The organism is candidate division KSB1 bacterium, from assembly GCA_034506255.1.
Lineage (GTDB): Bacteria > Zhuqueibacterota > Zhuqueibacteria > Zhuqueibacterales > Zhuqueibacteraceae > Coneutiohabitans > Coneutiohabitans thermophilus.
On sequence record JAPDPX010000009.1, the window covers coordinates 94,695 to 118,634 of the forward strand.

The window sequence follows — 23,940 nt, forward strand, 5'->3', positions numbered from 1 at the left end:
CGAAGCTTTCAATCCCTTTTCACGGCGCGCCGTGCTTGCCGGGGCGCGGGCGTGTCGTGTTCATCCGGTATCGGTCGCGCCGCCACAGTTTTTATTTCGTGACGCGGTTGCCGCCGGCTTTGCCGGGAATCTTTGGCCGCCCTCGCCATTGTGTCAACAGAGTGTCCGGCGTCATCGCGCTGCGCCACGGTCGGGTGGCGGTCCGGCGGCGCCTCGGCAGGAGAGCCACGCCAGTCTCTCTCCTCGCGCGGTGGTGTCCAGTAGCCACGCCGGTCATTTTCCCGTTTCTTCATTGGGGGAAGCGGCGCTGGCCGGTGATGGTGAGAGGGGCGGCCGCGATAGACCATGCGCGGCCGCACGGCAATCGGCGTGACCAGGAAGGCCGGGGCGCAACGCGGGCCAAGATGAAGACGAAGGTCGGCCTCCACACGCGCGAAGATGCGCGGAAAGTCATATTGCCGGTAAACCACCTGCACGGGCCCGATGATCAATCCCGCTTCACAGAAACTGCGGGTGAGCCATGGCGCCAGGTAGACGGGCTCCGGCGTGAAGATGACACCGATCTGCACCTGCCCCGCGCAATCGCCATAATCCAGCCAAATGTCATCCGCCAAATCACCGAGGCAATACACCCGGTTCGGGCGCAGTAATCGCTGGTGATGATGTGCCAGCGGATAGAGGATTTCCACCCGCCCGTACGGGTCGATTTGATAGACAGTGACGTAACCGTGATCGCTCACCCGCAAAAACACCTCGAAATACGCTTCGGCATCATCCCAGTCGCCGCCGCCGTGTGTCGACCAAACTTCGACACGAGCAGTGGGCGGATGATGCGCCTCCACCCGCTGACCGGCCGGCAGCAACGCGGCCATCACGAGCAGAAGGATGAATTTTTTCATTTCACGTCTCCTGCCACTGAACATGAGAGAAACACCTGCACGGCAGCAGGCTGCTTTTGCGTGCAACCTGCCGCTTGATCGACGCATCAGAGTTGATTTGCATCCGTCTCACGCAAGGCCTGTGCCAGCGCACCGCCACGCTCCACTGTCCACGCTGATTCTCAGCAGGGTGAAATAAAAGTGACAAGCTGAAACAGAAGAGCAGCGCGGGACAAGCCAGACTCGGCTTATTTCGCATTTTTTACCAGTTTGTTTGGCCATGCGCAAGCCTGCCGGCGTGCCAGAGACACGGCCTGTCATTCCTGCCGAACAATCGAAAACTTCAGGTGGTGCAACCCGGCTGTGTACTTTTGACGCAATGTGTCAGGCAGATATCCAGCATCTCACTCAGACAATGCGGAATAATCAATGGCGAGGATCAATCCCGGGAGAGAAGAAGGATTTTATCGGATGAGTCGTTTTTCCCATGGGAAGATCTCTCGGCGTTGGCGTTTGATGCGGTGGAACTTCTTCATTGACTATCTTGGGGAACTTCCCTACTTTTTCGCCGCGTTTGATGAAGCCAATCCCGTTACAAGTTGCTCAGCAGGCCAAAAACCGGATCAGGGCAGACCTGGCAGGCAATCGTGTCATGGACGTGACGGCAGCGGGATAGTAACCGGGTTTCCCAAGAGGACAAAACATGAGCGAGGCGCGCAGCAAAATTTTGTGGGTTGATGACGAGATCGAGTTGCTCAAACCACACATGCTTTTTTTGGAAAAGAGGGGGTATGCCGTCCATCCCGTCAGTAATGCCGATGACGCCATTCAACTGATTCGGGAGCAGTCATTTGACCTGGTTTTGTTGGACGAGATGATGCCGGGCAAGGACGGTCTGTCGGCCCTGGCGGAGATCAAGGAAATCAATCCCGCGCTGCCGGTGGTGATGGTGACGAAGAATGAGGAAGAGCGGCTGATGGAAGAAGCCATCGGCAGCCGCATAGACGATTATCTCACCAAGCCCGTCAATCCCAGCCAGATCCTGTCGACCTGCAAGAAGATTCTCGACCGGCGCAAAATCACGGGCGCGCGCGTCTCGCGGGAATACATCGCGGAATTCAACACGATTTCACAGCGCCTGCTCGGCCCGCTCACCTGGGAAAACTGGATCGACATTTATGTGCAGTTGTGCGAGTGGGAGGTCGAGCTTGACCGGCACGACGATCTCGGTCTGCGGCAAACGCTGGCCGATCAAAAGCGGGAATGCAACGCGGAATTCGGCAAGTACATCGAGAAGAATTATCCGGCATGGGCCGCGGGCCGGGAGCGACCGCCGCTTTCGATCGATGTTGTCAAAAAGCACGTGATTCCGCCCGTGCGGGAGGGCCGGCGCGTGACCTTTGTGGTCATCGACAATCTCCGCCTGGATCAATGGCTCACCATCGAGCCGCTGCTGCGCGAGTTGTTCACCGTCAGCCGGACGCACTATCTCGCCATTTTGCCGACCGCCACGCCTTATGCGCGCAATGCCATTTTTGCCGGTCTGTTTCCGCGCGAGATTCAGCGCGCCCATCCCGAGCTCTGGGCTTTCGACAGGGACGACGACAGCAGCCTCAACCGCCACGAGCATGCTTTTCTGGAAGCCCAGCTCCACCGCCTCAACGTCAGCCTTAAGCCGCCGCTGAAATACATCAAGATTCTCGAGCAAAGCGAGGCGCGGGCGGTGGAAAAGCAGATGGCCTCCTATGCCGAATTGCCATTGCTGGCGCTGGTGGTCAATTTTGTGGACATTCTCGCCCACAGCCGCAGTGACTCCGAAGTACTGCGTGAAATCACCCCGGACGAGGCGGCCTACCGCTCGTTGACCAAATCCTGGTTCGAGCATTCCCCGCTTTACCGCATTCTGCGCGAGCTGGCGCAGCGTGGCAACACGGTGATCATCACCTCCGATCACGGCAGTATTCGCGGCATGCGGGGTGCCAAGGTCATCGGCGACCGCGAAACCTCCACCAATCTGCGCTACAAATTCGGGCGCAGTCTCAAGGCCGATCCCAAACAAGCCATCATCGTGCACAAGCCGGAAACCTACCAACTGCCGAGCCTGAGCATGACCACCAACTTCCTGTTCGCCAAGGAAGACTACTATTTTGTTTATCCGACCAACTACCATCATTATCTCAATTACTATCGTGACAGCCTGCAGCACGGCGGTGTTTCCATGGAAGAGATGATCCTGCCGGTTGTGCGCCTGGAACCGCTGGCGATGCGTTGATGGCGCCCGCGCGGTCGACGCAAGCCAGGCCGCCAGTCTCCCGCTAAACGTGCACAAGCACTCTCAAAGGACAAGCCGGTTTCAATGAATGCCCTGCAAGTTTCCGCGCTGGAGTTGTCAGCAGTGCTCGCCGGCGAGCGTGCCCTGCGACTCGAATCGAACTCGCCTGCCGAGACCTGCGGGCTTGCCGCACTCCTGGCCGGCCTGGCGGCGCCGGGTGAAGTAATCCTGCTGGTGGGCAACCTGGGCAGTGGCAAAACCACCTTCGTGCAGGGTTTCTGTGCCGCACTCGGTGTGCCGGTAAAGGCGACCAGCCCCACTTTCACGCTCATGCACATCTACCAGGGCGGCCGCTGGCCCATCTATCACTTCGATTTCTATCGCATGCACACCACGGCGGAGATTGCCGCGCTCGGGCTCGAAGAATACTGGGAGGGCAGGGGCATATCCCTGATTGAATGGCCGCAACTCGCCTGGCCGCTGCTGCCTGACAAACCGCTGGCAGTGCGTTTCGAGATGCCGGATTTTGCCAGTCAGCCGGAAAGACGATTGATTGTGATCGAGCGCGCCACGCGCGAGGAGCAGGCACGATGACGGTCCTGGGAATCGAGACAGCCGGCACGATTTGCAGCGTGGGCCTGGCGGAGGCGGATCGTCTCCTCGCAGAAATTTGGTTCGACCTCGGACACCATCACGATCGGGTGCTCAGCGAAAGTATTCGCCATCTCACCCGGCAGGCGAACCGGCCGCTTGAACAGATCGCTGCCATTGCGGTGTCGGCCGGTCCGGGTTCATTCACCGGTTTGCGTATCGGCATTGCAGTGGCCAAGGGCCTGGCGTTCGCGGAGCAAAAGCCAATGATCGCTGTGAGCACGCTGCAGGCCCAGGCGTTTGCCGCGCGCGCTGCTGTCCGCCGGCCGGGAGAGATCATCGTGCCGGTGACCCGCTCGCGCAAGAGCGAAATCTATACTGCCAAGTTTTGCTGGACGGCGGGCCTGCCGGAGCGTCTGGTGCCTGACCACGTGATGGTGGTCGCGAATTTCCCCGCGTTTCTGCAGGATGCTGCCCTGCTGTGTGGTGACGGCGTGCCGATGTTGCGCGATGCCGGCCTGCTGCAAGCCCGCACGGATTGGATCGCCCTGCCGGAGGGCAGCGCGCGCCTCGGCGGTGGTGTCATTGCCTGGCTGGGGCAGATGAAACTGGCGTTGGGTGAAACCGTTTCCGCCGGGGAGTTGGAGCCAATGTATGTTCAGGAGTTTATTCCAGGCGTGCGCGCCACCGCTGTTCCTTCCTCTTGTTGAAATTCATTAAAGGACGCACGGCTGCAACCGGTTGGAATATCAACTTTCAGGCTGGTTATTGGCAGATGATCGCGGGCATGCCCACTGCCCCGGCAGCAGCAATTCAAGATTGAAATTGCAATCCACTTCGTGATGTGCTAAATTGCGCCCTGCGCCGCACGCTTGTGGTCATCCCTGAAAACCAGGGAGCAAAGCCACCGGCCTTCTGAGATGAACATGCAGACATCCAAATCCAAAAAACTCGTATTGACCTCTGCCGTCAAGCAGGAAATCGTCCAGCTTATTGATACACGCATCCGGGAAGCGCACGTCACCCGGGAAGATTTCAGCGAATTAAAAGAAATTGTCCGGGATCTTGCTGCTGCCCAGAAACGGACGGAAGAGAGACTCGAACAACTCACCGAAGCCCAGAGAAACACTGATCGCAGAGTTGAGCAGCTTGCGGAGGCGCAACAACGGACGGAGCGGCGGCTGGAGCAGCTTGCGGAGGCGCAAAGGCAAACCGAGATCGAAGTCAGAAAACTTGCGGTTGGACTGAACGAAACACGCAATGAGCTTGGCGGTTTGGCGCGCAGCTTCGGGTATGCCTTCGAAAATGAGGCCTTTCGGATGTTACCCTCCGTTTTGTTGCGCGACCATGGCATTACAGTCAAGGACAAAATTATCCGGGCGGAGGTGGGTGGCAAAGAAATCAATCTCTTGAGCCGTGGCGAAAAGGAAGGCCGGGAAGTTCTGCTTGTTGGCGAGGCCAAGGTGCGCCTCGACGAACGGCGGGAGGGCCGCAAGCCGGATGTCTTCGACGAATTGGATGAAAAAGTCCAGGCCGTCCTGGCGGAATATGGCCCGTGCGAGGTCGTGAAGGTGTTGGTTACTCACTACGCCACCGGGAAATTTCTCGAACTCGCCCGGGAAAAGGGCGTGATCGTCGTGCAGAGTTTCGAATGGTGAGGGCTGCCGCCACTCGCCTTGCCGGCGAAAAAAGGACTTCACCGGCAGACTGCCGGAGGTGGAAACGGCTGCGTTTGCGGGTGATTACGGCACCGTCAGTTTTCTTTTTCGAGACCGCAGGTTGGAATCCTCGAATATGAAGTTGCGCACGCTCGCACGCGCGTCTGGTGCGGCCTTGCCGCACAGCCGGGAAGGCGAAATCGTTCTGCGTGCGATGTGCAGCGAGGATGTGCCTCAAGTCGCCGCGATTGCGGCGCACAGTTTCACCGAGCCGTGGCCGGAAGCGTCTTTCCGGGCCGAATTGGGATCGGCCGTCTCACATGCCATCGTGCTGGAATGTGCCGGAGAAATCGCCGGGTTTATCGTCTTTTGGCTGGTGGCAGATGAGTGCGAGATTGCCAATGTCACCATCAAAGAAGGCCTCCGCCGCCGTGGCTTTGGGCGGCTGCTGCTTGATTACGCCTTGCAGCAGGCACGGCAACATCAGTGCACCGCAGCCTATCTCGAAGTCCGCCGTTCCAATCTGGCGGCGCAGCGGCTGTATGCCAGCCTGGGTTTTGTGGTGCAGGGTGTGCGGCCGGGCTATTATGTTCGCGATGGCGAAGATGCGGTGGTCATGCGGAAGAACTTGCAGAGAGAATGAACCTCTCTGAGAGAGGAGGATCGCGGTGGCATGGTTCAAGCGTGAGAGCAAAGGGTTGGTTTCGCAACAAAAGAAGGACATGCCCGACCTGTGGGCCAAGTGTCCGTCCTGCGACGAGATCATTTACAAGCCGGATCTGGAGAAGAATTTTTTTGTCTGCGCCAAGTGCGGGTATCATTTTCGCGCCACCGCCCGCACCTACTTGCGCCTGTTGCTGGACGAGGGCAGCTTCGAGGAATTCAACGCCAATATTGCACCGGTCGATGTGCTGAAATTCAAGGGCATCAAGAAATACAGCGAGCAGCTCAAGGAGGCCGCGCGCAAGAGCGGGGTTTTGGATGCGGTGATCACCGGTTATGGCCGGCTGTCGGGCCAGCGGCTGGTGCTGGCGGTGATGGATTTCAGCTTCATTGGTGGCAGCATGGGTTCGGTGGTGGGCGAGAAAATCGCGCTGGCTGCGGATGAATCGCTCCACCGGCGGCAGCCGCTCATCATCGTCTGCGCCTCCGGCGGGGCCCGCATGATGGAAGGTGCGCTTTCCCTGATGCAAATGGCCAAAACGTCCGCGCGGCTGGCGCGGCTGGCGGACGCGCGCGTGCCATTTATTTCCATTCTCACTCATCCCACCACCGGCGGCGTGACCGCCAGTTTTGCGATGCTGGGCGATGTCATCATTGCCGAGCCGGGCGCGCTCATCGGCTTCGCCGGGCCGCGCGTGATCAAGCAAACCATCGGCCAGGATTTGCCGGAGGGTTTTCAGACCGCCGAGTTTCTGCTCCAGCACGGTTTTGTCGATTTGATTTGTCCCCGGCCCACACTGCGCGACAACCTCACCAAGTTGCTGCGCGTCATGGTGAATGAATCCGCGGATGCCACCAAAGACGGCACTGTGCGTTGGGCAGAGGTCAATGCCAGGCCCGCCGGCCTGCAAACTGCCTGATCCCGGCAACAGTCGTTGGACCAATCCCGCAGTTGTTCATCCGCCGTCAGCGGGCCGGGTTATCACCCGGGAGGTGAGCCGGTTTCGTCCGGCCTGCGCGGCCATCGGTGACGACGATGAAACCCCACATTCTCCTGACCAATGATGATGGCATCTTTGCGCCCGGCCTGTACGCTTTGTATCAAACCCTGAAGCACATTGCCGAGGTTTCGGTGGTGGCACCGGACAGTGAAAAAAGCGCGGTCGGCCACGCCATTACGCTCTCCGATCCTCTGCGCGTTTCGCAGTTCGAAAAATTCGGCGGGTTCTTCGGCCATGCCGTCAAGGGCACGCCGGCGGATTGTGTCAAAATCGCCTATTACGCCCTGCTCGCGCGCAAGCCGGACTTGGTGATCTCCGGCATCAATTATGGCTCCAACACCGGCATCAACATCATCTATTCCGGCACGGTTTCCGCCGCCACCGAGGGCATGCTGCTCGGCATACCCTCGATCGCCATTTCCCTCACCACCTACAAGGATGCCGATTTCACCTATGCTGCCAAACTGGGCGTCCGTCTGGCGGAGAAGGTGCTGGCGGAAGGCCTGCCCAGGGATACCCTGCTGAACGTCAACGTCCCCAACGTGCCGGAGAGTGAAATCCGCGGCATCGCCATCACGCGCATGGGCAATTCGACCTACAATGACAACTATGACCGCCGTGTCGACCCGCACAACCGTGTCTATTACTGGCTCACCGGCTCCAAAATCGAAGCCAACGAGGGCATCGAATTCGATGAAGGCGCCGTGCGGCAGAATCTGGTTTCGATTACGCCGATTCACTTCGATCTCACGAACTACGAGTATCTCGAGCGCCTGCGGGAATGGAAGCTGACGGTTTGACGCCGGGCGCGCTTGGCGGGCGTCGTTATTTTTCGCTTTGTTGCATCGGTGCAATTCGTTATTCTATCGCCATTTCGAACACCGGTCGGCGCCCGCGCCCGTTTTCCGGCGGCAGGTGATCACGCCCGCCGCCGCGCACAGGCAGCGCCTCTCAGGCCATTCACTCTAACCATTAACCCAAGGGAGGAAGCCAGTGAGCTTTAAAGAAAGTTGGGGATCACGCGTCGGTCTCGTGCTCGCGATGGCGGGCAACGCTGTTGGTCTCGGCAACTTCTTGCGCTTTCCCGCGCGCGCCGTGGACAATGGCGGCGGGGCCTTCATCATCCCCTACCTCGTTTCGTTTCTGCTGATGGGGGTGCCCCTGCTGTGGGTCGAGTGGGCGATCGGAAGACACGGCGGCAAGTATGGCCATCACAGCGCGCCCGGCATGATGGACGCCCTGGGCGGCGGCTGGTGGTGGAAGTACACCGGCGTCTTCGGCATTTTCACCAATCTGGTGGTGGCGGCCTACTACTCCTATCTGGAATCCTGGACGCTGGGCTATGTGTGGTACTCGCTCACCGGCGCTTTTTCCGGTTTGCAGCCGGGGGAAGTGTCGGCCTTCTTCAACAACTATGTGGGCACCACCAACGGGTCGTTTTTCAACTTTCCACCGACGGCGATCTTTTTCTTTCTAATCACGCTCGGATTGAATGTCTGGATTCTCTCGCGCGGGCTGAGCAAGGGCGTCGAAATCGCCGCGAAGATCGGCATGCCGATGTTGATCGTGTTCGCCATTTTTCTCGCCATTCGTGCCCTCACGCTCGATGCTGGGGAGCACGGCGCGGTCAACGATGCCATCATCGGTCTGAATTACCTGTGGACGCCCCAGTTCGGTTCGCTGGCGAACCCACGGGTGTGGATCGAAGCCGCCGGTCAGATCTTTTTCACGCTTTCAGTGGGCATGGGCTCGATTCACTGCTACGCCGCCTACCTGCGCGAGAAGGACGACATCGCCCTCAACGCCTCCTCCGCAGGCTGGATGAACGAGTTTGTCGAAGTGGTGCTGGGCGGCTCCATTGTCATCCCGATCGCCGTGGCCTACTTCAGCCTGGAATGGATTCAAACCCCGGGCAATGTCGGCCTGACCATGGCATTCCGCACCATGCCCAATCTTTTCCAAAACTGGGGCCCGTTTTTCGCCGCGCTTTCCGGGCTGGCCTGGTTTGGCCTGTTGTTCTTTGCCGGCATCACCAGTTCGCTGGCCATGGGCCAGCCGGTGATGGCGTTCATGCAGGACGAATTCAAGTACACGCGCAAACGTTCTGCACTGTTTTTCGGCTTCTTCACCTTCCTGCTCGCGCTGCCGACGATCTTCTTCTTCGGCTATGGTGCGTTCGGCGAATATGATGACTGGGTCGGCAGCTACTCGCTCGTCATTTTCGCGATGTTCGAGATCATCGCCTTTGCCTGGGTATTCGGCATCGACAAGGGCTGGGCGGAGATCAACCGCGGCGCCGACATCAAGGTGCCGCTGTTTTTCAAGTTCGTCATCAAATACATCACGCCAGTGTTTATTACCGCGGTGTTTGTCGGCTCCCTGATCAGCCCGGCAGGCGGTGATTGGCCGGGGGCATTCGGCAAACTCCTGCGCGGCGAAGGCTGGCCGCTGGATGCCGGCAGTCTGCTCGGTAAAATCCTGCACATCGGTTTTGATGACACCAGTTGGTTCAAAAATGGCAAGCCGACCCGCGTCTTCATCGTCGATATGACCCGCACGCTGCTGTTAATCGTTTTTGCCGGCATCGCGCTGGCCGTCCGCAAGGCCTGGCAGCGCCGCAGCCGCAACGCATAAGGAGACCCGGCATGTCAACTTCCGGTTTGATCACGATGCTCATGGCCTGGAGCATCATCGGTTTTTTCTCGATTAACTTTTTCATCAAAGTGCTGACCACGCCGCAGCGCAAAGACTGAGGCCGGAAAGGCGGCGCAAACCACGATCAGTTGTTGCCGGTCGTGGTTTGCCGTTTTCCCGTAACCGCCATGCCGGTTTCGAGCCGGCCGGAACGCGATGCTGCGCATGCGAATTCTCACGAGATGATCACCGGCTTTGCGCATGTGTTTGGAAATGAAAAATGAATGCTCTCCCCATCATTCTGCTCGCGCTCGGCATGTACGCCATTGCCTACCGTTACTACAGCACCTTCATTGCAGCCAAGATTCTCACGCTTGACGATCAACGCCTTACTCCCGCTCATCGCCTGTACGACGGGCAGAATTATGTCCCCACCAACAAATGGGTTTTGTTCGGCCATCATTTCGCGGCGATCACCGGCGCCGGCCTGCTCATCGGTCCGGTGCTTGCCGCCCAGTTTGGCTATCTGCCCGGTTTCCTGTGGCTGGTGGTCGGCGTGTGTCTTGGTGGTGCCGTGCATGATTTCATCATTCTCGCCTCTTCCGTCCGCCACGAGGGCAAGTCGCTGACGGAGATGGCCCGCACGGAAATCGGCCCGGTCACCGGCACTGTTACTGCCATAGCCATTCTCTTCATCATCATGGCGCTGGCCGGCCTCGGCCTGGCGGTGGTCAATGCCCTGCACGACAGCGCATGGGGCACGTTCACCATTGCCACGACCATCCCGATCGCGCTGACGATGGGGCTTTACATGTACCGTCTGCGCAAGGGCAAAATCGCGGAGGCCTCCGCCCTCGGCGTGATCCTGCTGATTGTGGCCGTGGTGGCGGGCCGCCACGTCTCCGACTCCGCGCTCGCCCCGTTTTTCACCCTGCCCAAGCATGAAATCACGCTGGCGATTGCCGTCTACGGCTTCAGCGCCTCCATTTTACCGGTATGGATGCTGCTCTGCCCGCGCGACTATTTGAGTTCCTACATGAAAATCGGCACCATCGCTTTTCTAGTGATCGGTATCTTCGTGGTGCATCCGGATTTGAAAATGCCGGCGCTCACCTCTTTCATCGCCGGTGGCGGCCCCATCGTGCCGGGCAAGCTCTACCCCTTTGTGTTCATCACCATCGCCTGCGGCGCGATCTCCGGCTTTCACGCGCTGATCGGCTCGGGCACGACGCCGAAGATGCTGGACAAGGAAACGCATGCCCGCCCCATCGGCTACGGCGCGATGTTGATCGAAAGTCTGGTGGGCGTGACCGCGCTGCTTGCCGCCAGCGCCCTGCATCCCGCCGATTATTTCGCCATCAATGTGCCGGTCGAGAAATTTGCCAGCCTGGGCATGAGCGTGGTGAATCTGCCCGGGCTCGAGCAGCAAGTGGGCGAGGCGGTGCAGGGGCGCACCGGTGGCGCCGTTTCCCTGGCGGTGGGCATGACGCAAATTTTCACCGCCCTGCCCGGCATGAAACATTTGCTGGCCTACTGGTATCACTTCGCCATCATGTTCGAGGCGCTGTTCATTCTCACCACCATCGACACCGGCACGCGCGTGGCCCGCTTCCTGGTGCAGGGATTTTTGGGCAAGTTCTACAAACCGCTGGAGCGCACCGACTGGATGCCGGGCACGATTCTCTCCAGCGCCCTGGTGTGTGCCGCCTGGACCTGCTTCATCTTCACCGGCAGCATCAGTCAAATCTGACCGAGGTTCGGGGTGGCCAATCAACTGCTGGCCGCCATCGCTCTGGCGGTCGGCACCACCGTCATCATCAATACCGGCCGCGCGCGCTATGCCTGAGTCACCCTGATGCCACTGACCTTTGTCGGCACGACCACGCTGGTGGCGGGCTGGCAAAACATCACCGACAACTTTTGGCCGTTGACGCACACGCCGGCCAGGGCGCTGCAGGGTTATGTCGATTCGGTGTTGACCGCGGTGATCATGCTGTCCGCCGTCATCGTGTTTGGCAATTGCCTGTGGCACTGGTTGGGCGTCTTGCGTCGTGCCGGCATGCTTGCACGAACAACAGCCGGAACATTGTAGTGTCACGGCTGGCAGTCCTCCGTCTGTTGTCCCACGTTGCCACGCCCGCTGACTCGAAAGGTGGACATGTCTTATCTGTTTCTTTTTCTCACCGGTTTCCTCATTTCGCGCATGAGTGTGCGCTACCATTTGATTGAGCACTTTTTTGCCCGGCTGTTCAAGGCGCGCCGTGATTCCTTCAAGCGATTTCTGCTGTATTTGATGATTGCCGCCACCGTGGTGTCGATGCTCACGCCCAACTTCCTCACCGCCCTCACACTGCTGCCCATGCTCAACACCCTGGCCGGGAGTTTAGCAAAGCATCACGACGCCCGCCTGGCACGCCGGCTGACCACCATCATGGTGTGTGCGGTAATGTACGGCTGCAACATCGGCGGCATGGGGTCGCTGGTCGGCAGCCCGGCCAATGCACTCATGCTGGGTGCGCTGGAACTTTTCAAAGTAGCCGGCCGCGAAAAAATCAACTTTCTTTCCTGGTTCGGGTGGAGTCTGCCGCTGGTGGTGATCATGATTTTTTTGGCCTGGGCGCAGAGCGTATATTTGTTCGTGCCGAAGGCGCAGCGCAGAGAAGGCCTCGACCTCCCCGAATTTCCCCTCCGGCCGCCACAGGGTGGCAGGGTGCGCCTCGCCGGGTTGACGATCGCCATTTGGTTCGTCTTCTGGGCACTGCATTCGATCCTGCAGCTCATGCTGCCCCTGCCCGGCTGGCGTATCACCGTCATGAATTTCGAACTGAGCTGGAGTTCGTGGGACAAGCTCGCTGCGATTTTTACCCTGGCCTTCCTCGTGCTGCTGTTCGCTCCTTTGTTTCGCAATCCCCACCAGCCGCGCGAATCACTGCTGCGCTTCGCCGACATCTTGCATGAGCTGCCGCTCCGTGCCTTTGCCTTTGTGGCTGCCATCCTGGCGGTCAGTGGCGCATTGATGTCTTGCGACGTACCGGAATGGCTGGCCAGCCATCTGGTGAAACTCATTCCGGCAGGGCTGTCGCCCTTTGTTTTGTACTTCTTGCTGTGTTTCATTACCACCATGTCCACCGAAGCGTTCAGTAACACCGCCATTGCGGTAGTGCTCTTTCCCCTGGTGCACAGCCTGGCGGTGCACCTGGGTTTGAATCCGATGGTCGCACTTATGGCGGTTGGTCTGGCCTCCACCAATGCCTTTATGTTGCCACTCGGCACGCCGGTGAACGCGCTGCTCTATGGCGGGGTGAGAAATGTCTCGTTGGGGGTGATGGCAGGCGCCGGTTTGGCGCTGAATTTCATGAGTGCCCTCTGTATGGCCGGTTTTCTGGAATACCTGATCCCGTGGTATTATGGACTGTGACAGCAACCCGGCGTGGCAGCGAGCCTTGCGTGGGGCGGCGGCCGGCAACAGCACCTGAAGGGCAGGTCGGTCATGCAACGTAATGGCAGCGGGTGAAGCATGAAACCCATTCCCACAGACTCGCCCGGCAGTGTCTGGACAAACCGGCTTTACCGGTCAGCCGTCTTTGTTGTGGCGGCGCTGGCTTACTGGTCGATTTCCTCCCTGCCGGTGCCGGCGAATTTGCAGCCGCAGGCCCTGAAAGCCGTGGGCATCTTCACCGTTTGCATTCTCTTCTATGTCACCAACGTCATCCCGCTGATGATCACCAGCCTGCTGGCGGTGATTTTGTTTCCGCTTGCCGGCGTGCTCGATTCCCAAACCACCTTCGCGCTGTTCGGCAACCCGGTGGTGTTTTTCATTCTCGGGGCGTTTATTTTGGCTTCCCCCTTCGTGCGCAGTGGTTTGTCGCGCCGCATCGCACTGGCCGTGCTGCAGCGCTTTGGTACCTCGCCGCGCCGTCTGCTGCTCGGGGTGCTGGTCTTCCCGGCGTTTCTCTCCTGTTGGATGTCGGAGCATGCCGTGGCCGCCATGATTTTTCCCATCGTGCTGGAGATCGGCGATTGCCTGAAGTTGACGCCGCAAACCAGCCGTTTCGGCAAAGCGCTTTTTCTGGCGATGGCATACGGTTGCATCATCGGCGGCATCACCACTTTCCTGGGCGGCGGTCGCGCGCCGCTGGCTGTCGGCATTTTGAAGGAAACCACCGGCCTGACCGTGGATTTCCTGCCGTGGGCGCTGGCGGCGCTGCCGACGATGCTGCTGTTGCTGGTGGCCGCCTATTCTGTTTTGGTGGTGTTTTATCCGCCCGAGGTGGAAAGTGTCGAAGAAGTACAGGAACTGCTGGCGCAGCGCCGTCAGCAGCTTGGCCCGCTGAAGCGTCGGGAGCTGACGGTCGGCCTGCTGGTGCTAGGGACCATTCTCTGTTGGATGAGCGTGGGCCGGGACTTCGGCCTGGCCAACATCGCCATCATCGCCGTAGTGCTGGCGTTCGTGTTCAAATTGACGGAATGGCGGGAAGTGGAGGAAGACGTGAACTGGGGCATCTTCTTGATGTACGGCGGCGCCATTTGTCTGGGCTATGCCATGGAAAAAACCGGCGGCGCGGCGTGGCTGGCACACCACACGTTTGGCAGCTTTGTGCATTCACCGGTGATGCTGATGGCCGCCATTTCCCTGTTCTCCATCCTGCTCACCGAAGTCATCAGCAATTCCGCGGTGGTGGCCCTGTTCATGCCGGTGGCCCTGAGTATGGGCCGCGATCTTGGCATTGATCCACGCGTGATGACCATGGTGGTTGCCATCCCCAGCGGGCTGGCCTTCATGCTGCCGATGGGCACTCCCGCCACCGCCATAGCCTTCTCCTCGGGTTTCCTGCGCGTGAGTGACACTGTTCGCACTGGCCTGATGCTCAACTTCGTGGGCTGGATCGTCTTCAATCTCTTTATCCACTTCTTGTGGCCAATTCTGGGATTTCAAGTGCCCTGAGCGGGGCAATTGATTGCGAGCCACACATGCATGTCACCCACATCCTGGTCGTCGATGACGAGCCCAACCTGCGCCGCTCCCTGGAAATGATTTTGCAAAGCGCCGGCTATGCCGTCACCCTGGCGGCCTCGGCTGCCGAGGCGGAAAAATTTCTCAGCGAGCGGCAATATGAGGTGATGTTGCTCGACATCGTCATGCCTGATCGCGACGGGATGCAGTTTCTGCAGTCACTCAAAGGGCTGCCGCACCGGCCGGTGGTGGTGATGATTTCCGGCAATGCCACGATTCAAAATGCGGTGGCTGCCACGCGCGAGGGCGCGTATGACTTCCTGGAAAAGCCGATTGCGAAGGAGAAACTGCTGCTGGCGGTCAACAATGCGCTGACGCAGCGCCGGTTGTTGGAGGAAAATGCCCGCCTGCGTCGTGAACTTGCCGCCGGCTTTGAGATGTTGGGGGACAGTCCCGCACTGCAGCAGGTGCGTGAACAAATTGCACGGGTGGCGCCGGTCAATACGCGTGTTCTGATTCTGGGCGAGAGCGGCACCGGCAAGGAACTGGCCGCGCGCGCCATTCACGCCGCGAGTGAGCGCAGCCGCGCCGCCTTTGTCAAGGTCAATTGCGCGGCGATCCCCGAGGATTTGATCGAGAGCGAATTGTTCGGTCATGAAAAGGGCGCCTTCACCGGCGCCACCGCCGCCCGCGAAGGCAAATTCGAGCTCGCCGATCGCGGCACGCTCTTCCTCGATGAAGTGGGCGACATGAGCCTGAAAGTGCAGGCCAAGGTTTTACGGGTTTTGCAGGAAGGCGAATTCGAGCGGGTGGGCGGTTCCCAAACGCGGCGCGTTGACGTGCGGGTGATTACCGCCACCAACAAGAACCTCGAGCAGGAGGTGCGGCACGGCCGGTTTCGCGAAGATTTGTGGTATCGCTTGAACGTTGTGCCCATTGTGATGCCGCCCCTGCGGGAGCGGCGCAGCGACATTCCCCTGCTCATCGAGCATTTCGTCGCACGTTTCTGCCAGGAAAACGGCTTCAAGCGCAAACGTCTGGAACCGGACGCCATCAAAAAACTCATGGACTACTCCTGGCCCGGCAATATCCGCGAGTTGAAGAATGCCATCGAGCGGCTGGTGATTATGACGCCGCAGGAGACCATCACCGCGGCAGATGTGCCGCTTTCGCTGCAAATGCCACACAGCAGCCTGCGGCCGGCAGCGCCGCTCGGCACCTCGCTGGAGGAAGTGCGCAAACAGGCCGAACGCGACTATATTGCGGCCTGCCTGCAAGCTGTGGATGGCAATGTCACCCGCGCCGCACAACTGCTGGGCCTGGAACGCAGTCATCTCTACAAAAAAATGAAGGCGTTGGGAATGCAGGTGTGACGGTCTTCCAATTTTGTTGTCCGTGCAAAAATACCCCACCCCCGTCAAATTCTCCCAAAGAAAGCCTTGCATCTGAGTGACGCCCGTCTATATTTGGTACCACTCCTGTGCTGGGGGACAACCGCCGTGCGATCACCTCCGTTCTGATCACCTCCCATACCGAAGCCGGTTCATTTCGCCGCCCGCATCAATCACAAGTTGCCCGCTGTCCAGCATGACCCGTCTTGCCATGGCACCTTCCGCCCGACGAAGAAAGCGCGCCGCGCGGCGGCGGCCTTCACGCCGCCGGCGTTTTACGCCGCGCCACGCACGGGCAGCCCTCTCGCGGCAGCAACCAAGGCACAGGAAACAACAGCGCTGCACATCAGGCACACTTTGCCTGGCGTCACAGTCCATAGGCACATCGCACCTGCGGCGCCTGGCTGTGTCTGTGCCACGACAGGTATTGCTGTGGCTCTTGCTGCTGGTTGCCGGCATTCATGAGGTGCCGGTGCCGCCACCACCGGCTGCGACTCCGGCAACGGAAGTGGCACCACCGGCGGCTGCGCCCGTCGCCTCCGATGCAAAAGTGCCCGCGTCCGCGCCGGCTTTGCCCGCATTCCGGCAGGCTGAGCCGCCGCGCCAGTTCACGCGTGACCTCGAGATTCCCTCCGGCCTGGCACAATTTCGCCACGGCACGGCCACTTCTGCGTACACGCCACAGCGCCTGCTGCAACCGCCAACAGCGCACGCTCGCGAACCTTTCTCCCCGCTCAAACACACACGCCCCGATGCCATGCCCGGCATTCGATGGGAGCGTCTGGCCCTGGTGCAAACCGCCACGCTGGGAATTGGCGGTTATGGCTTTGTGAAATACAACGGCCTGTTCGGCCGCGTCGGGCAGCCGTTCAAAATCGGCAACGATTTGACCAAGGATCACACGCTGCTCTTCGATGAGCTGTTGCATTTTCAGGGCGGCTATCGCATCACCCAGGCGGTCGCCGGGATTTACAACTGGGCGGGCGTGCCACCGGCCACCGCCGACTGGATCGGTGCCGGCACAGCAGCAGTGGTCATGACCGCACTCGAGTATGTCGATGGCCGTCGACTGCATGACGAAGCCAGTTATTCCGATCTCGTGGCCAACTTTGCCGGCATCGGCTTCGCGCTGGCGAAGGCGCGCGTCGGTTTCCTGCGCGACTTCGATTTGCGCTTCAGCTATCTCACGCCGGCAGATCCCTTCCGCCACAAGACAGTCAAGCGCTACGAGCGCATGACCCACTGGCTCACCTACGATTTCAACCGCAAGCTCGGCCTGCCGTTTCATCTCGGTTTTGGTTATGGCGTGCGCCGCCCCTTCCGGCCACAAGTCACCCCGCAATACTTCGTGGGTATCGGCCTGTCGCCCATCGATCTGCTCTCCCATATTTCCCCGCCGCTGGCAAAACCCCTGGAGTTTTTACGCCTCTATCATTTCGGCAATCGTTTGCAGCTTTAGCATCCGTCATCCCCGGCTGTTGTAGCGAGCTTGCCGCCTGCGCTGCCTGGAGCACGCGCGTCCTGTTTCGCCGGTCGTTTGCCGGAAATCTTCGCCGGCACCGGTGGTTATATGCGGGCCACCCAAGCAGAACTCCCGCCGAAAAAAACATTTCGTGAGAGCGCATTTTCGTGAGAGAAAAGCCGTGACGCCATTCGGCAAATGGGCCTATTTCGCAGTCAGCGCTGCTGCACATTCGAAAAAGGTTTTGCTTGACTTCGAACAGAATAACTGACGGAGTTTGGTGAACGAGTCATTTCTCGCGGGCAACAACAAGCCCGCATGCCAAATTCAGGACCAAACCACCGGCACGCCACTGCGGCGCAGCGCCGCAACAAAACACCGGTGTGATTGCCGGGCCGTCTTGCGCACCGCGGTGGTCCAATCTTTTGTGGCGGTTTTGATCAGGAAAGGGGCAGGGAGAACGCGAGGCGGGGATCGTCAGGAAAGCGGGGAGGCGCGCACTTGTTTCACAAGAAGCCGAGCTCAAACTTTGCGACGTCGCTCATCATGCCGGGATGCCACTGCGGCTCCCATACCACTTGCACGCGGGCGTCCTTCACGCCGGGAATCGTTTTGACTTTGTTTTCAACATCGATCGGGAGAGAGCCGGCCACCGGACACATCGGGGAGGTCAGCGTCATTTGGATGTCGACCTCGTGGGCATCATTGATGTCGATATTGTAGACCAAACCCAGTTGATAAATATTCACCGGAATTTCGGGATCGTAGCAGGTCTCGAGAACCTTGATGATTTCCTCCCGCAGCCGGGCTTTTTCGGTGCCATTGTCCATGCTGATGCTTTCCACCATTATTCCGTGGTGACCACCGCGCCGCTTTCACTGAGCGCGGACTTGAGGGTGTGCCAGGCCAGGCTGGCGCACTTGACGCGCAGGGGAAACTCGCGCACGCCGGCAAACACCACCAGGCGGTCCAAGCCGCTGACCTCGACGGGTTGCGTCGGGTCGCTGGTGATGAGCTGGAGAAATTTGTCGAACAGCTCCTGTGCCTGCGTGGTGGATTTCCCTTTCACTAGCGAAGTCATGATCGAGGCCGAGGCCTTGGAAATCGCACAGCCCTGGCCGGTGAAGCGGATGTCCTGAATGATGTTGTCGGCGACGCGCAGAAACAGATGAATCCGGTCGCCGCACAGGGGATTGTAGCCCTCGGCATGATGGCTGGCGTTTGCCAGCTCGCCGAAGTTGCGCGGGTTTTTGTTGTGGTCGAGTATGACTTGTTGATAGAGTTCGCGCAGCTCGTCCATGGATTCTTCCTCGGCCGGCCGGAGTCGAGCCTCAGGCCGCCATGATCTTGATCACCTTGTGCAGGCCCTCGACCAGCGCATCGATCTCGCGGGTGGTGTTGTAGAAGGCGAAAGAGGCGCGGGAGGTCGCCGGAACATTAAAGAACTCCATCACCGGCTGGGTGCAGTGGTGGCCGGTGCGGATGGCGATGCCGTCGCGGTCGAGAATGGTGCCGACATCATGGGGATGAATGCCGTCGAGCACGAAGGAGACCACACTTGCCTTGGTGCGGGCGGTGCCGATGATGCGCAGTGGCTTGAGGGTGGCCAGGGCGGCGGTGGCATAGTCCAGCAGCTCCTGCTCATGCGCGGCGATTTTGTCATAGCCCACGTTGCGAAGATATTCCAGCGCTTTCGCCAGCCCGACGACGCCGGCAATGTTCGGCGTGCCGGCTTCGAAGCGATAGGGCAAATCATTGTAGGTGGTTTTGGCGAAGGTGACGGACTTGATCATGTCGCCGCCGGCCTGGTAGGGCGCCATCTTCTCCAGCAGTGTCTCCTTGCCGTAAAGCACGCCAATGCCCGTCGGCCCAAAGGCCTTGTGGCCGGAGAAAGTGTAGAAGTCGCAATCAAGCGCGGCGACGTCCACGGGCTGATGCGGCACCGCCTGCGCACCGTCCACCAGCACCGGCACCTGCCATTCGTGCGCGAGTCGAATCAGGCGTGCGATGGGGTTGATGGTGCCCAGGGAGTTGGAGATGTGCACCGCCGCGACAAATTTGGTTTTGGGATTGAAGAGCTTGACTGCCTCCTCCCAAATCCACTCCCCGTCGCCATTGATGGGGATCACGCGCAGCTTCGCGCCGGTTGCCTCACACAGCAACTGCCACGGCACGATGTTGGAGTGATGTTCCATCGCGGTGATGATGATCTCATCACCCGCGCGTAGATGCCGGCGGCCGTAGCCGTGCGCGACGAGATTGATGCCCTCGGTGGCGCCGCGCACAAAAATGATCTCGCGTGTGGAGGCGGCATTGAGAAAGCGGCGCACGGTCTCGCGGCCGCCCTCGTAGGCCCGGGTGGCGGCTTCGCTGAGATAGTACACGCCGCGGTGCACATTGGCGTTTTGCGTGCAGTAATAGTACACCAGCGCGTCGATCACGACCTGCGGTTTTTGCGAGGTGGCGGCATTGTCGAGATAGACCAGCGGTTTGCCGCGCACCCGGCTCTGCAAAATCGGGAAATCGCGGCGGATGCGCTCCACCTCGAGACGCGCGGCGGCGGTTGAATGCGGGCTCATGCGGGCTTCCAAAGTATGGGCGGCCATGCCATGCTCACATGCTGTGGTCGGTGCGCAGACAGGTATTGACCAGATTCTCGGCGTGCGCCCGCACCGGCTCGGATTGGATGCGGTTGAGAATTTCACTGGCATAGGCAAAGCGCAGCAGCGATTGGGCCTCCTCCGCGCCGATGCCGCGGCTGCGCAGGTAGAAGACAGCGTCGTCATCGAGCTGACCGACGCTGGCGCCGTGACTGCATTTGACATCGTCTGCAAAAATCTCCAATTGCGGCTTGGTGTCGATCACTGCCTCGTCGGAGAGCAGCAGGCACTGGTTCTGCTGGTAGGCGTTGGTCTTTTGCGCAGCCCTGTGCACCATCACCTTGCCGTTGAACACGCCGTGGGCCCGGTCCGTCAGAATACCCTTGTAATGCTCGTTGCTCGGGCAGTTCGGCATCAGGTGATCGATGCGCGTGTGGTTGTCGATCAATTGCCCGCCCGCGCCGTGATAAAAGCCGTAGAGATTGCCCTCGCCATGCTCCCCGCGCAGCCGCAGATTGAAATTGTTGCGCACCAGACGGCCGCCGAGATCGATGCTGATCGAGGTGTAGCGGCTGTCGCGTGCCACCTCCACTTCGCGCGCAGCGATATGAAAGGCCTGGCGGCTTTCGTCCTGCAGACGCACGTGTTCGACCAGCGCCCTCCTGTCGATCACGATTTCGGTGACGATGTTGTTGAAGGACACGCCGTTGCCCAGGCAGCCGTAGCTTTCGATCAGTTGCACCTGGCTGTCTTCGCCGATCAGAATCAGATTGCGCGGGTGTGCCACAAACGAGTTGCCGCCCTCTGTCACGGCGAGATACAGCAAATGAATCGGCTCGGCCAGTGCCAGCCCGCGCGGCACCTTCACGAACGCGCCGTCGTGGGCGAAGGCGGTGTTCAGGGCGATGAAAGGCTCCTGCTCGTAGTTGGCGTATTGCGCGAGATGTCCTTCGGTCAGCGCGGCATCACGCTGCAAAACGTTCGCGAGCCCGTCGAGCACCAGTCCCCTGGCCCGGGAAACGATGCGGGAACATTCCGGCACTAAGCGGCCGTTTACGAACACCAGCAGATTTTGCGCGGCGTGCGGAATTTCGAAGGCCGCGACCTGCGCCGGCGTCAGGCTGACCGGCTCCGTGATGAGATGAAAAGTGTGCTCGAACAGCGGCGCAATGTTCGTGTACTTCCATTCCTCCTGGCGCATCGTGGGGAAGCCCAATTCGGCGAAATGCGCCATGGCCTCGCGCCGGATTTGATGAAACGGAAGCGCTGCGCCGCCGTTCAGCTTGTTCTCGAAAAAATCGAAATAGGCGAGATACCACGCCTTGGCATCGGTATGTTGCAGGGTTTGGGATTCCATTTTTTTATCAACCTGTGAAGAGATCTTCAAATGGCGGAATGGGCAGCGTCTGCCGCCAGGGTTGCGGACACAGCCGCTGGTGGCCTCAGGCCGCCGCGGCCTCCAGCTTCTCGTCGCGCACCCAGTCGTAGCCGTGTTCTTCAAGCTTGAGCGCCAGGTCCTTGCCCCCGGACTCGACAATCCGGCCCTGCACCAGCACGTGCACGAAATCCGGGATAATGTAGTTCAACAGGCGCTGATAGTGCGTCACCACCACGATCGCATTGTCCTTGCTGCGCAGCTTGTTGACGCCGTTGGCCACCACCCGCAGGGCGTCGATATCCAGCCCCGAGTCGGTTTCATCGAGAATGGCAAGCGCGGGCTCCAGCATCGCCATCTGGAAAATTTCGTTGCGCTTCTTCTCCCCGCCGGAAAAGCCCTCATTCACGGCGCGGCTGAGCAGTTTCTCATCCATGTTGACCAGCCGCATCTTCGCTTTCATGGTGTTGAGAAATTCCATCGCGTCCACCGGCGGCAGGCCGCGATGTTCCCGGATGTCATTGATGGCGGTTTTGAGAAAATTCGCCATGCTCACCCCGGGAATTTCCACGGGATATTGAAACGCCATGAACAGGCCCTCGCGCGCGCGATCCTCCGGTGCCATGTCAAGCAGATTTTTGCCCTGGAACAGCACCTCGCCGGCCTCCACCTCGTAGCCCTCGCGCCCGGCCAGCACATTGGCCAGCGTGCTCTTGCCGGAGCCGTTCGGGCCCATGATCGCATGCACCTCACCGGCCTTCACCTCAAGATCCAGCCCGCGCAAAATCTTGCTGCCATTGACGGAAACTTCCAGACCCTTGATACTCAACATGCTTCACTTTCCCTGAACACTATTGTTGTGATGAGATCCTTTGCCTGATCGAACGGCGGCGCCTGTGCGATGTGACAGGCGGCCTTTGCCGTGCAGCCGCGTGGCTGCATTATAGTTCCAATCGCTGTTTGGGGACAGCCCGGGCGCAACCGCGGTGGCCAACTGCCGCGGCGGCAACCTCATCCCACACTGCCTTCCAGGCTGATGGCGAGCAGCTTCTGCGCCTCCACCGCAAACTCCATCGGCAGCTCCTTGAACACTTCCTTGCAATATCCGTTGACGATCAGCGCCACCGCGTTTTCCATCGATATGCCGCGCTGGTGGCAGTAGAACAACTGGTCTTCGCCGATCTTGGAAGTGGTGGCTTCATGCTCGATTTTCGCGGTTTTGTTGGCCACTTCGAGATAGGGGAAGGTGTGCGCGCCGCACTGGTCGCCGATCAGCAGAGAGTCACACTGCGAGAAATTGCGTGCGTTTTCCGCCCGGGGGCCGACCTTGACCAGGCCGCGATAGGAGTTGTTGCTGCGGCCGGCGGAGATGCCCTTGGACACGATGGTGCTGCGTGTGTTTTTGCCGAGATGAATCATCTTCGTGCCGGTGTCCGCCTGCTGGCGGTTGTTGGTCACCGCCACGGAATAAAACTCGCCCACCGAATAGTCGCCCTTCAAAATCACGCTGGGATACTTCCAGGTGATCGCCGAGCCGGTTTCCACCTGCGTCCAGGAGATTTTGGCGTGCTCCTCCAAACAAATGCCGCGCTTGGTGACGAAGTTGTAGATGCCACCCCGGCCCTCGGCATCGCCGGGATACCAGTTCTGCACGGTGGAATACTTGATGGTCGCGTTTTTGTGCGCCACCAGCTCCACCACCGCAGCATGCAGTTGATTCTCATCGCGCATCGGCGCGGTGCAGCCCTCGAGATAGCTGACATACGCCCCCTCATCCGCGATGATCAGGGTGCGCTCGAATTGGCCGGTGTTGGCGGTGTTGATGCGAAAATAAGTGGACAGCTCCATGGGACAGCGCACGCCCTTGGGCACATAGCAAAAGGAACCATCGCTGAACACCGCCGAATTCAAGGCGGCGAAAAAGTTGTCGGTGTAGGGCACCACCGACCCCAGGTATTTTTGCACCAGCTCGGGGTGATTTTGCACCGCCTCCGAAAACGAGCAGAAAATGATGCCGAGTTTCGCCAGCTCCTTTTTGAAGGTGGTGGCCACCGACACGCTGTCCATCACCGCATCCACGGCCACGCCGGCCAGCAGCTTCTGCTCCTCCAGCGAAATGCCGAGCTTTTCGAAGGTTTCGCGCAGCTTGGGGTCGACTTCGTCCATGCTGCTGAGCGGCTTGCGCGTTTTGGGCGCGGCGTAGTAGATGATGTCTTGATAATTGATGGGCGGATACTGCACGTTCGCCCAGCGCGGCTCCTTGAGCTTCTGCCAATGGCGAAACGCTTTCAGCCGCCACTCCAGCAGGAACTCGGGCTCCTTTTTCTTGCGGGAGATCAGGCGGATGATGTCCTCGTTCAAGCCTTTGGGAGCGAGGTCGGTTTCGATATCGGTATAAAATCCGTACTTGTACTCGCTCTTCGTCAGCTTCTCTATGGTGGAAATCTCGGTGCTCATGAGA

At 59.7% G+C, this 23,940-nt stretch carries 20 protein-coding genes and 1 pseudogene; 14 read left to right on the plus strand and 7 right to left on the minus strand.

Features of this window, described 5'->3' with window-relative positions:
- Positions 1 to 8: 8 nt before the first annotated feature.
- Positions 9 to 899 (minus strand): DUF4384 domain-containing protein, encoded by an 891-nt coding sequence (locus ONB52_18230; GenBank protein MDZ7418071.1) that lies wholly within the window; start codon positions 897 to 899, stop codon positions 9 to 11.
- Positions 900 to 1,581: 682 nt separating this feature from the next.
- Here ONB52_18230 and ONB52_18235 point away from each other — a divergent pair.
- The 14 genes and pseudogenes from ONB52_18235 to ONB52_18300 all read left to right on the plus strand — a co-directional run bounded on the left by ONB52_18235 (position 1,582) and on the right by ONB52_18300 (position 17,501).
- Positions 1,582 to 3,150 (plus strand): response regulator, encoded by a 1,569-nt coding sequence (locus tag ONB52_18235; protein MDZ7418072.1) that lies wholly within the window; start codon positions 1,582 to 1,584, stop codon positions 3,148 to 3,150.
- A gap of 84 nt (positions 3,151 to 3,234) precedes the next feature.
- Positions 3,235 to 3,744 (plus strand): tRNA (adenosine(37)-N6)-threonylcarbamoyltransferase complex ATPase subunit type 1 TsaE, encoded by a 510-nt coding sequence (gene tsaE, locus ONB52_18240; GenBank protein ID MDZ7418073.1) that lies wholly within the window; start codon positions 3,235 to 3,237, stop codon positions 3,742 to 3,744.
- The gene (gene tsaB, locus ONB52_18245; GenBank protein MDZ7418074.1) at positions 3,741 to 4,451 is read left to right on the plus strand and encodes a tRNA (adenosine(37)-N6)-threonylcarbamoyltransferase complex dimerization subunit type 1 TsaB; all 711 of its coding nucleotides are present in this window, start codon (positions 3,741 to 3,743) and stop codon (positions 4,449 to 4,451) included. Before tsaE ends, tsaB begins: the two co-directional genes overlap by 4 nt.
- Before the next feature lie 216 nt (positions 4,452 to 4,667).
- Positions 4,668 to 5,399, plus strand: a complete 732-nt coding sequence (locus ONB52_18250; GenBank protein ID MDZ7418075.1) for a hypothetical protein — start codon at positions 4,668 to 4,670, stop codon at positions 5,397 to 5,399.
- Between the two features lie 136 nt (positions 5,400 to 5,535).
- Positions 5,536 to 6,042, plus strand: coding sequence for a ribosomal protein S18-alanine N-acetyltransferase (gene rimI / locus ONB52_18255; GenBank protein ID MDZ7418076.1), 507 nt, complete (start codon positions 5,536 to 5,538; stop codon positions 6,040 to 6,042).
- A gap of 25 nt (positions 6,043 to 6,067) precedes the next feature.
- Positions 6,068 to 6,982, plus strand: a complete 915-nt coding sequence (gene accD / locus ONB52_18260; GenBank protein MDZ7418077.1) for an acetyl-CoA carboxylase, carboxyltransferase subunit beta — start codon at positions 6,068 to 6,070, stop codon at positions 6,980 to 6,982.
- 116 nt (positions 6,983 to 7,098) lie between these two features.
- Complete coding sequence (surE, locus tag ONB52_18265; GenBank protein ID MDZ7418078.1) at positions 7,099 to 7,863, plus strand: 5'/3'-nucleotidase SurE; 765 nt, start codon at positions 7,099 to 7,101, stop codon at positions 7,861 to 7,863.
- Positions 7,864 to 8,056: 193 nt separating this feature from the next.
- Positions 8,057 to 9,697 carry a sodium-dependent transporter gene (locus ONB52_18270; protein MDZ7418079.1) on the plus strand — a complete coding sequence of 547 codons (1,641 nt, stop codon included), beginning with the start codon at positions 8,057 to 8,059 and terminating at the stop codon, positions 9,695 to 9,697.
- Positions 9,698 to 9,977: 280 nt separating this feature from the next.
- Positions 9,978 to 11,543 (plus strand): annotated as a pseudogene (locus tag ONB52_18275) (carbon starvation protein A).
- A gap of 9 nt (positions 11,544 to 11,552) precedes the next feature.
- Positions 11,553 to 11,789, plus strand: a complete 237-nt coding sequence (locus tag ONB52_18280; protein ID MDZ7418080.1) for a hypothetical protein — start codon at positions 11,553 to 11,555, stop codon at positions 11,787 to 11,789.
- Between the two features lie 60 nt (positions 11,790 to 11,849).
- Positions 11,850 to 13,115 carry an SLC13 family permease gene (locus ONB52_18285; GenBank protein MDZ7418081.1) on the plus strand — a complete coding sequence of 422 codons (1,266 nt, stop codon included), beginning with the start codon at positions 11,850 to 11,852 and terminating at the stop codon, positions 13,113 to 13,115.
- 99 nt (positions 13,116 to 13,214) lie between these two features.
- Entirely contained in the window at positions 13,215 to 14,642 is a 1,428-nt protein-coding gene (locus ONB52_18290; protein MDZ7418082.1) for a DASS family sodium-coupled anion symporter, read from the plus strand.
- Positions 14,643 to 14,668: 26 nt separating this feature from the next.
- Entirely contained in the window at positions 14,669 to 16,024 is a 1,356-nt protein-coding gene (locus ONB52_18295; GenBank protein MDZ7418083.1) for a sigma-54 dependent transcriptional regulator, read from the plus strand.
- Positions 16,025 to 16,454: 430 nt separating this feature from the next.
- Complete coding sequence (locus ONB52_18300; GenBank protein MDZ7418084.1) at positions 16,455 to 17,501, plus strand: hypothetical protein; 1,047 nt, start codon at positions 16,455 to 16,457, stop codon at positions 17,499 to 17,501.
- A gap of 509 nt (positions 17,502 to 18,010) precedes the next feature.
- Here ONB52_18300 and ONB52_18305 read toward each other — a convergent pair.
- The 6 genes from ONB52_18305 to sufB form a co-directional block, all read right to left on the minus strand.
- Complete coding sequence (locus ONB52_18305) at positions 18,011 to 18,334, minus strand: iron-sulfur cluster assembly protein (GenBank protein ID MDZ7418085.1); 324 nt, start codon at positions 18,332 to 18,334, stop codon at positions 18,011 to 18,013.
- 17 nt (positions 18,335 to 18,351) lie between these two features.
- Complete coding sequence (locus ONB52_18310) at positions 18,352 to 18,804, minus strand: SUF system NifU family Fe-S cluster assembly protein (protein MDZ7418086.1); 453 nt, start codon at positions 18,802 to 18,804, stop codon at positions 18,352 to 18,354.
- Between the two features lie 31 nt (positions 18,805 to 18,835).
- Positions 18,836 to 20,083, minus strand: a complete 1,248-nt coding sequence (locus ONB52_18315) for a cysteine desulfurase (GenBank protein MDZ7418087.1) — start codon at positions 20,081 to 20,083, stop codon at positions 18,836 to 18,838.
- Positions 20,084 to 20,117: 34 nt separating this feature from the next.
- On the minus strand, positions 20,118 to 21,461 hold the full coding sequence (sufD, locus tag ONB52_18320) for a Fe-S cluster assembly protein SufD (protein MDZ7418088.1): 1,344 nt from the start codon (positions 21,459 to 21,461) through the stop codon (positions 20,118 to 20,120).
- Between the two features lie 85 nt (positions 21,462 to 21,546).
- Entirely contained in the window at positions 21,547 to 22,311 is a 765-nt protein-coding gene (gene sufC, locus ONB52_18325) for a Fe-S cluster assembly ATPase SufC (GenBank protein MDZ7418089.1), read from the minus strand.
- 179 nt (positions 22,312 to 22,490) lie between these two features.
- Positions 22,491 to 23,936 carry a Fe-S cluster assembly protein SufB gene (gene sufB / locus ONB52_18330; protein MDZ7418090.1) on the minus strand — a complete coding sequence of 482 codons (1,446 nt, stop codon included), beginning with the start codon at positions 23,934 to 23,936 and terminating at the stop codon, positions 22,491 to 22,493.
- Between the last annotated feature and the right edge of the window lie 4 nt (positions 23,937 to 23,940).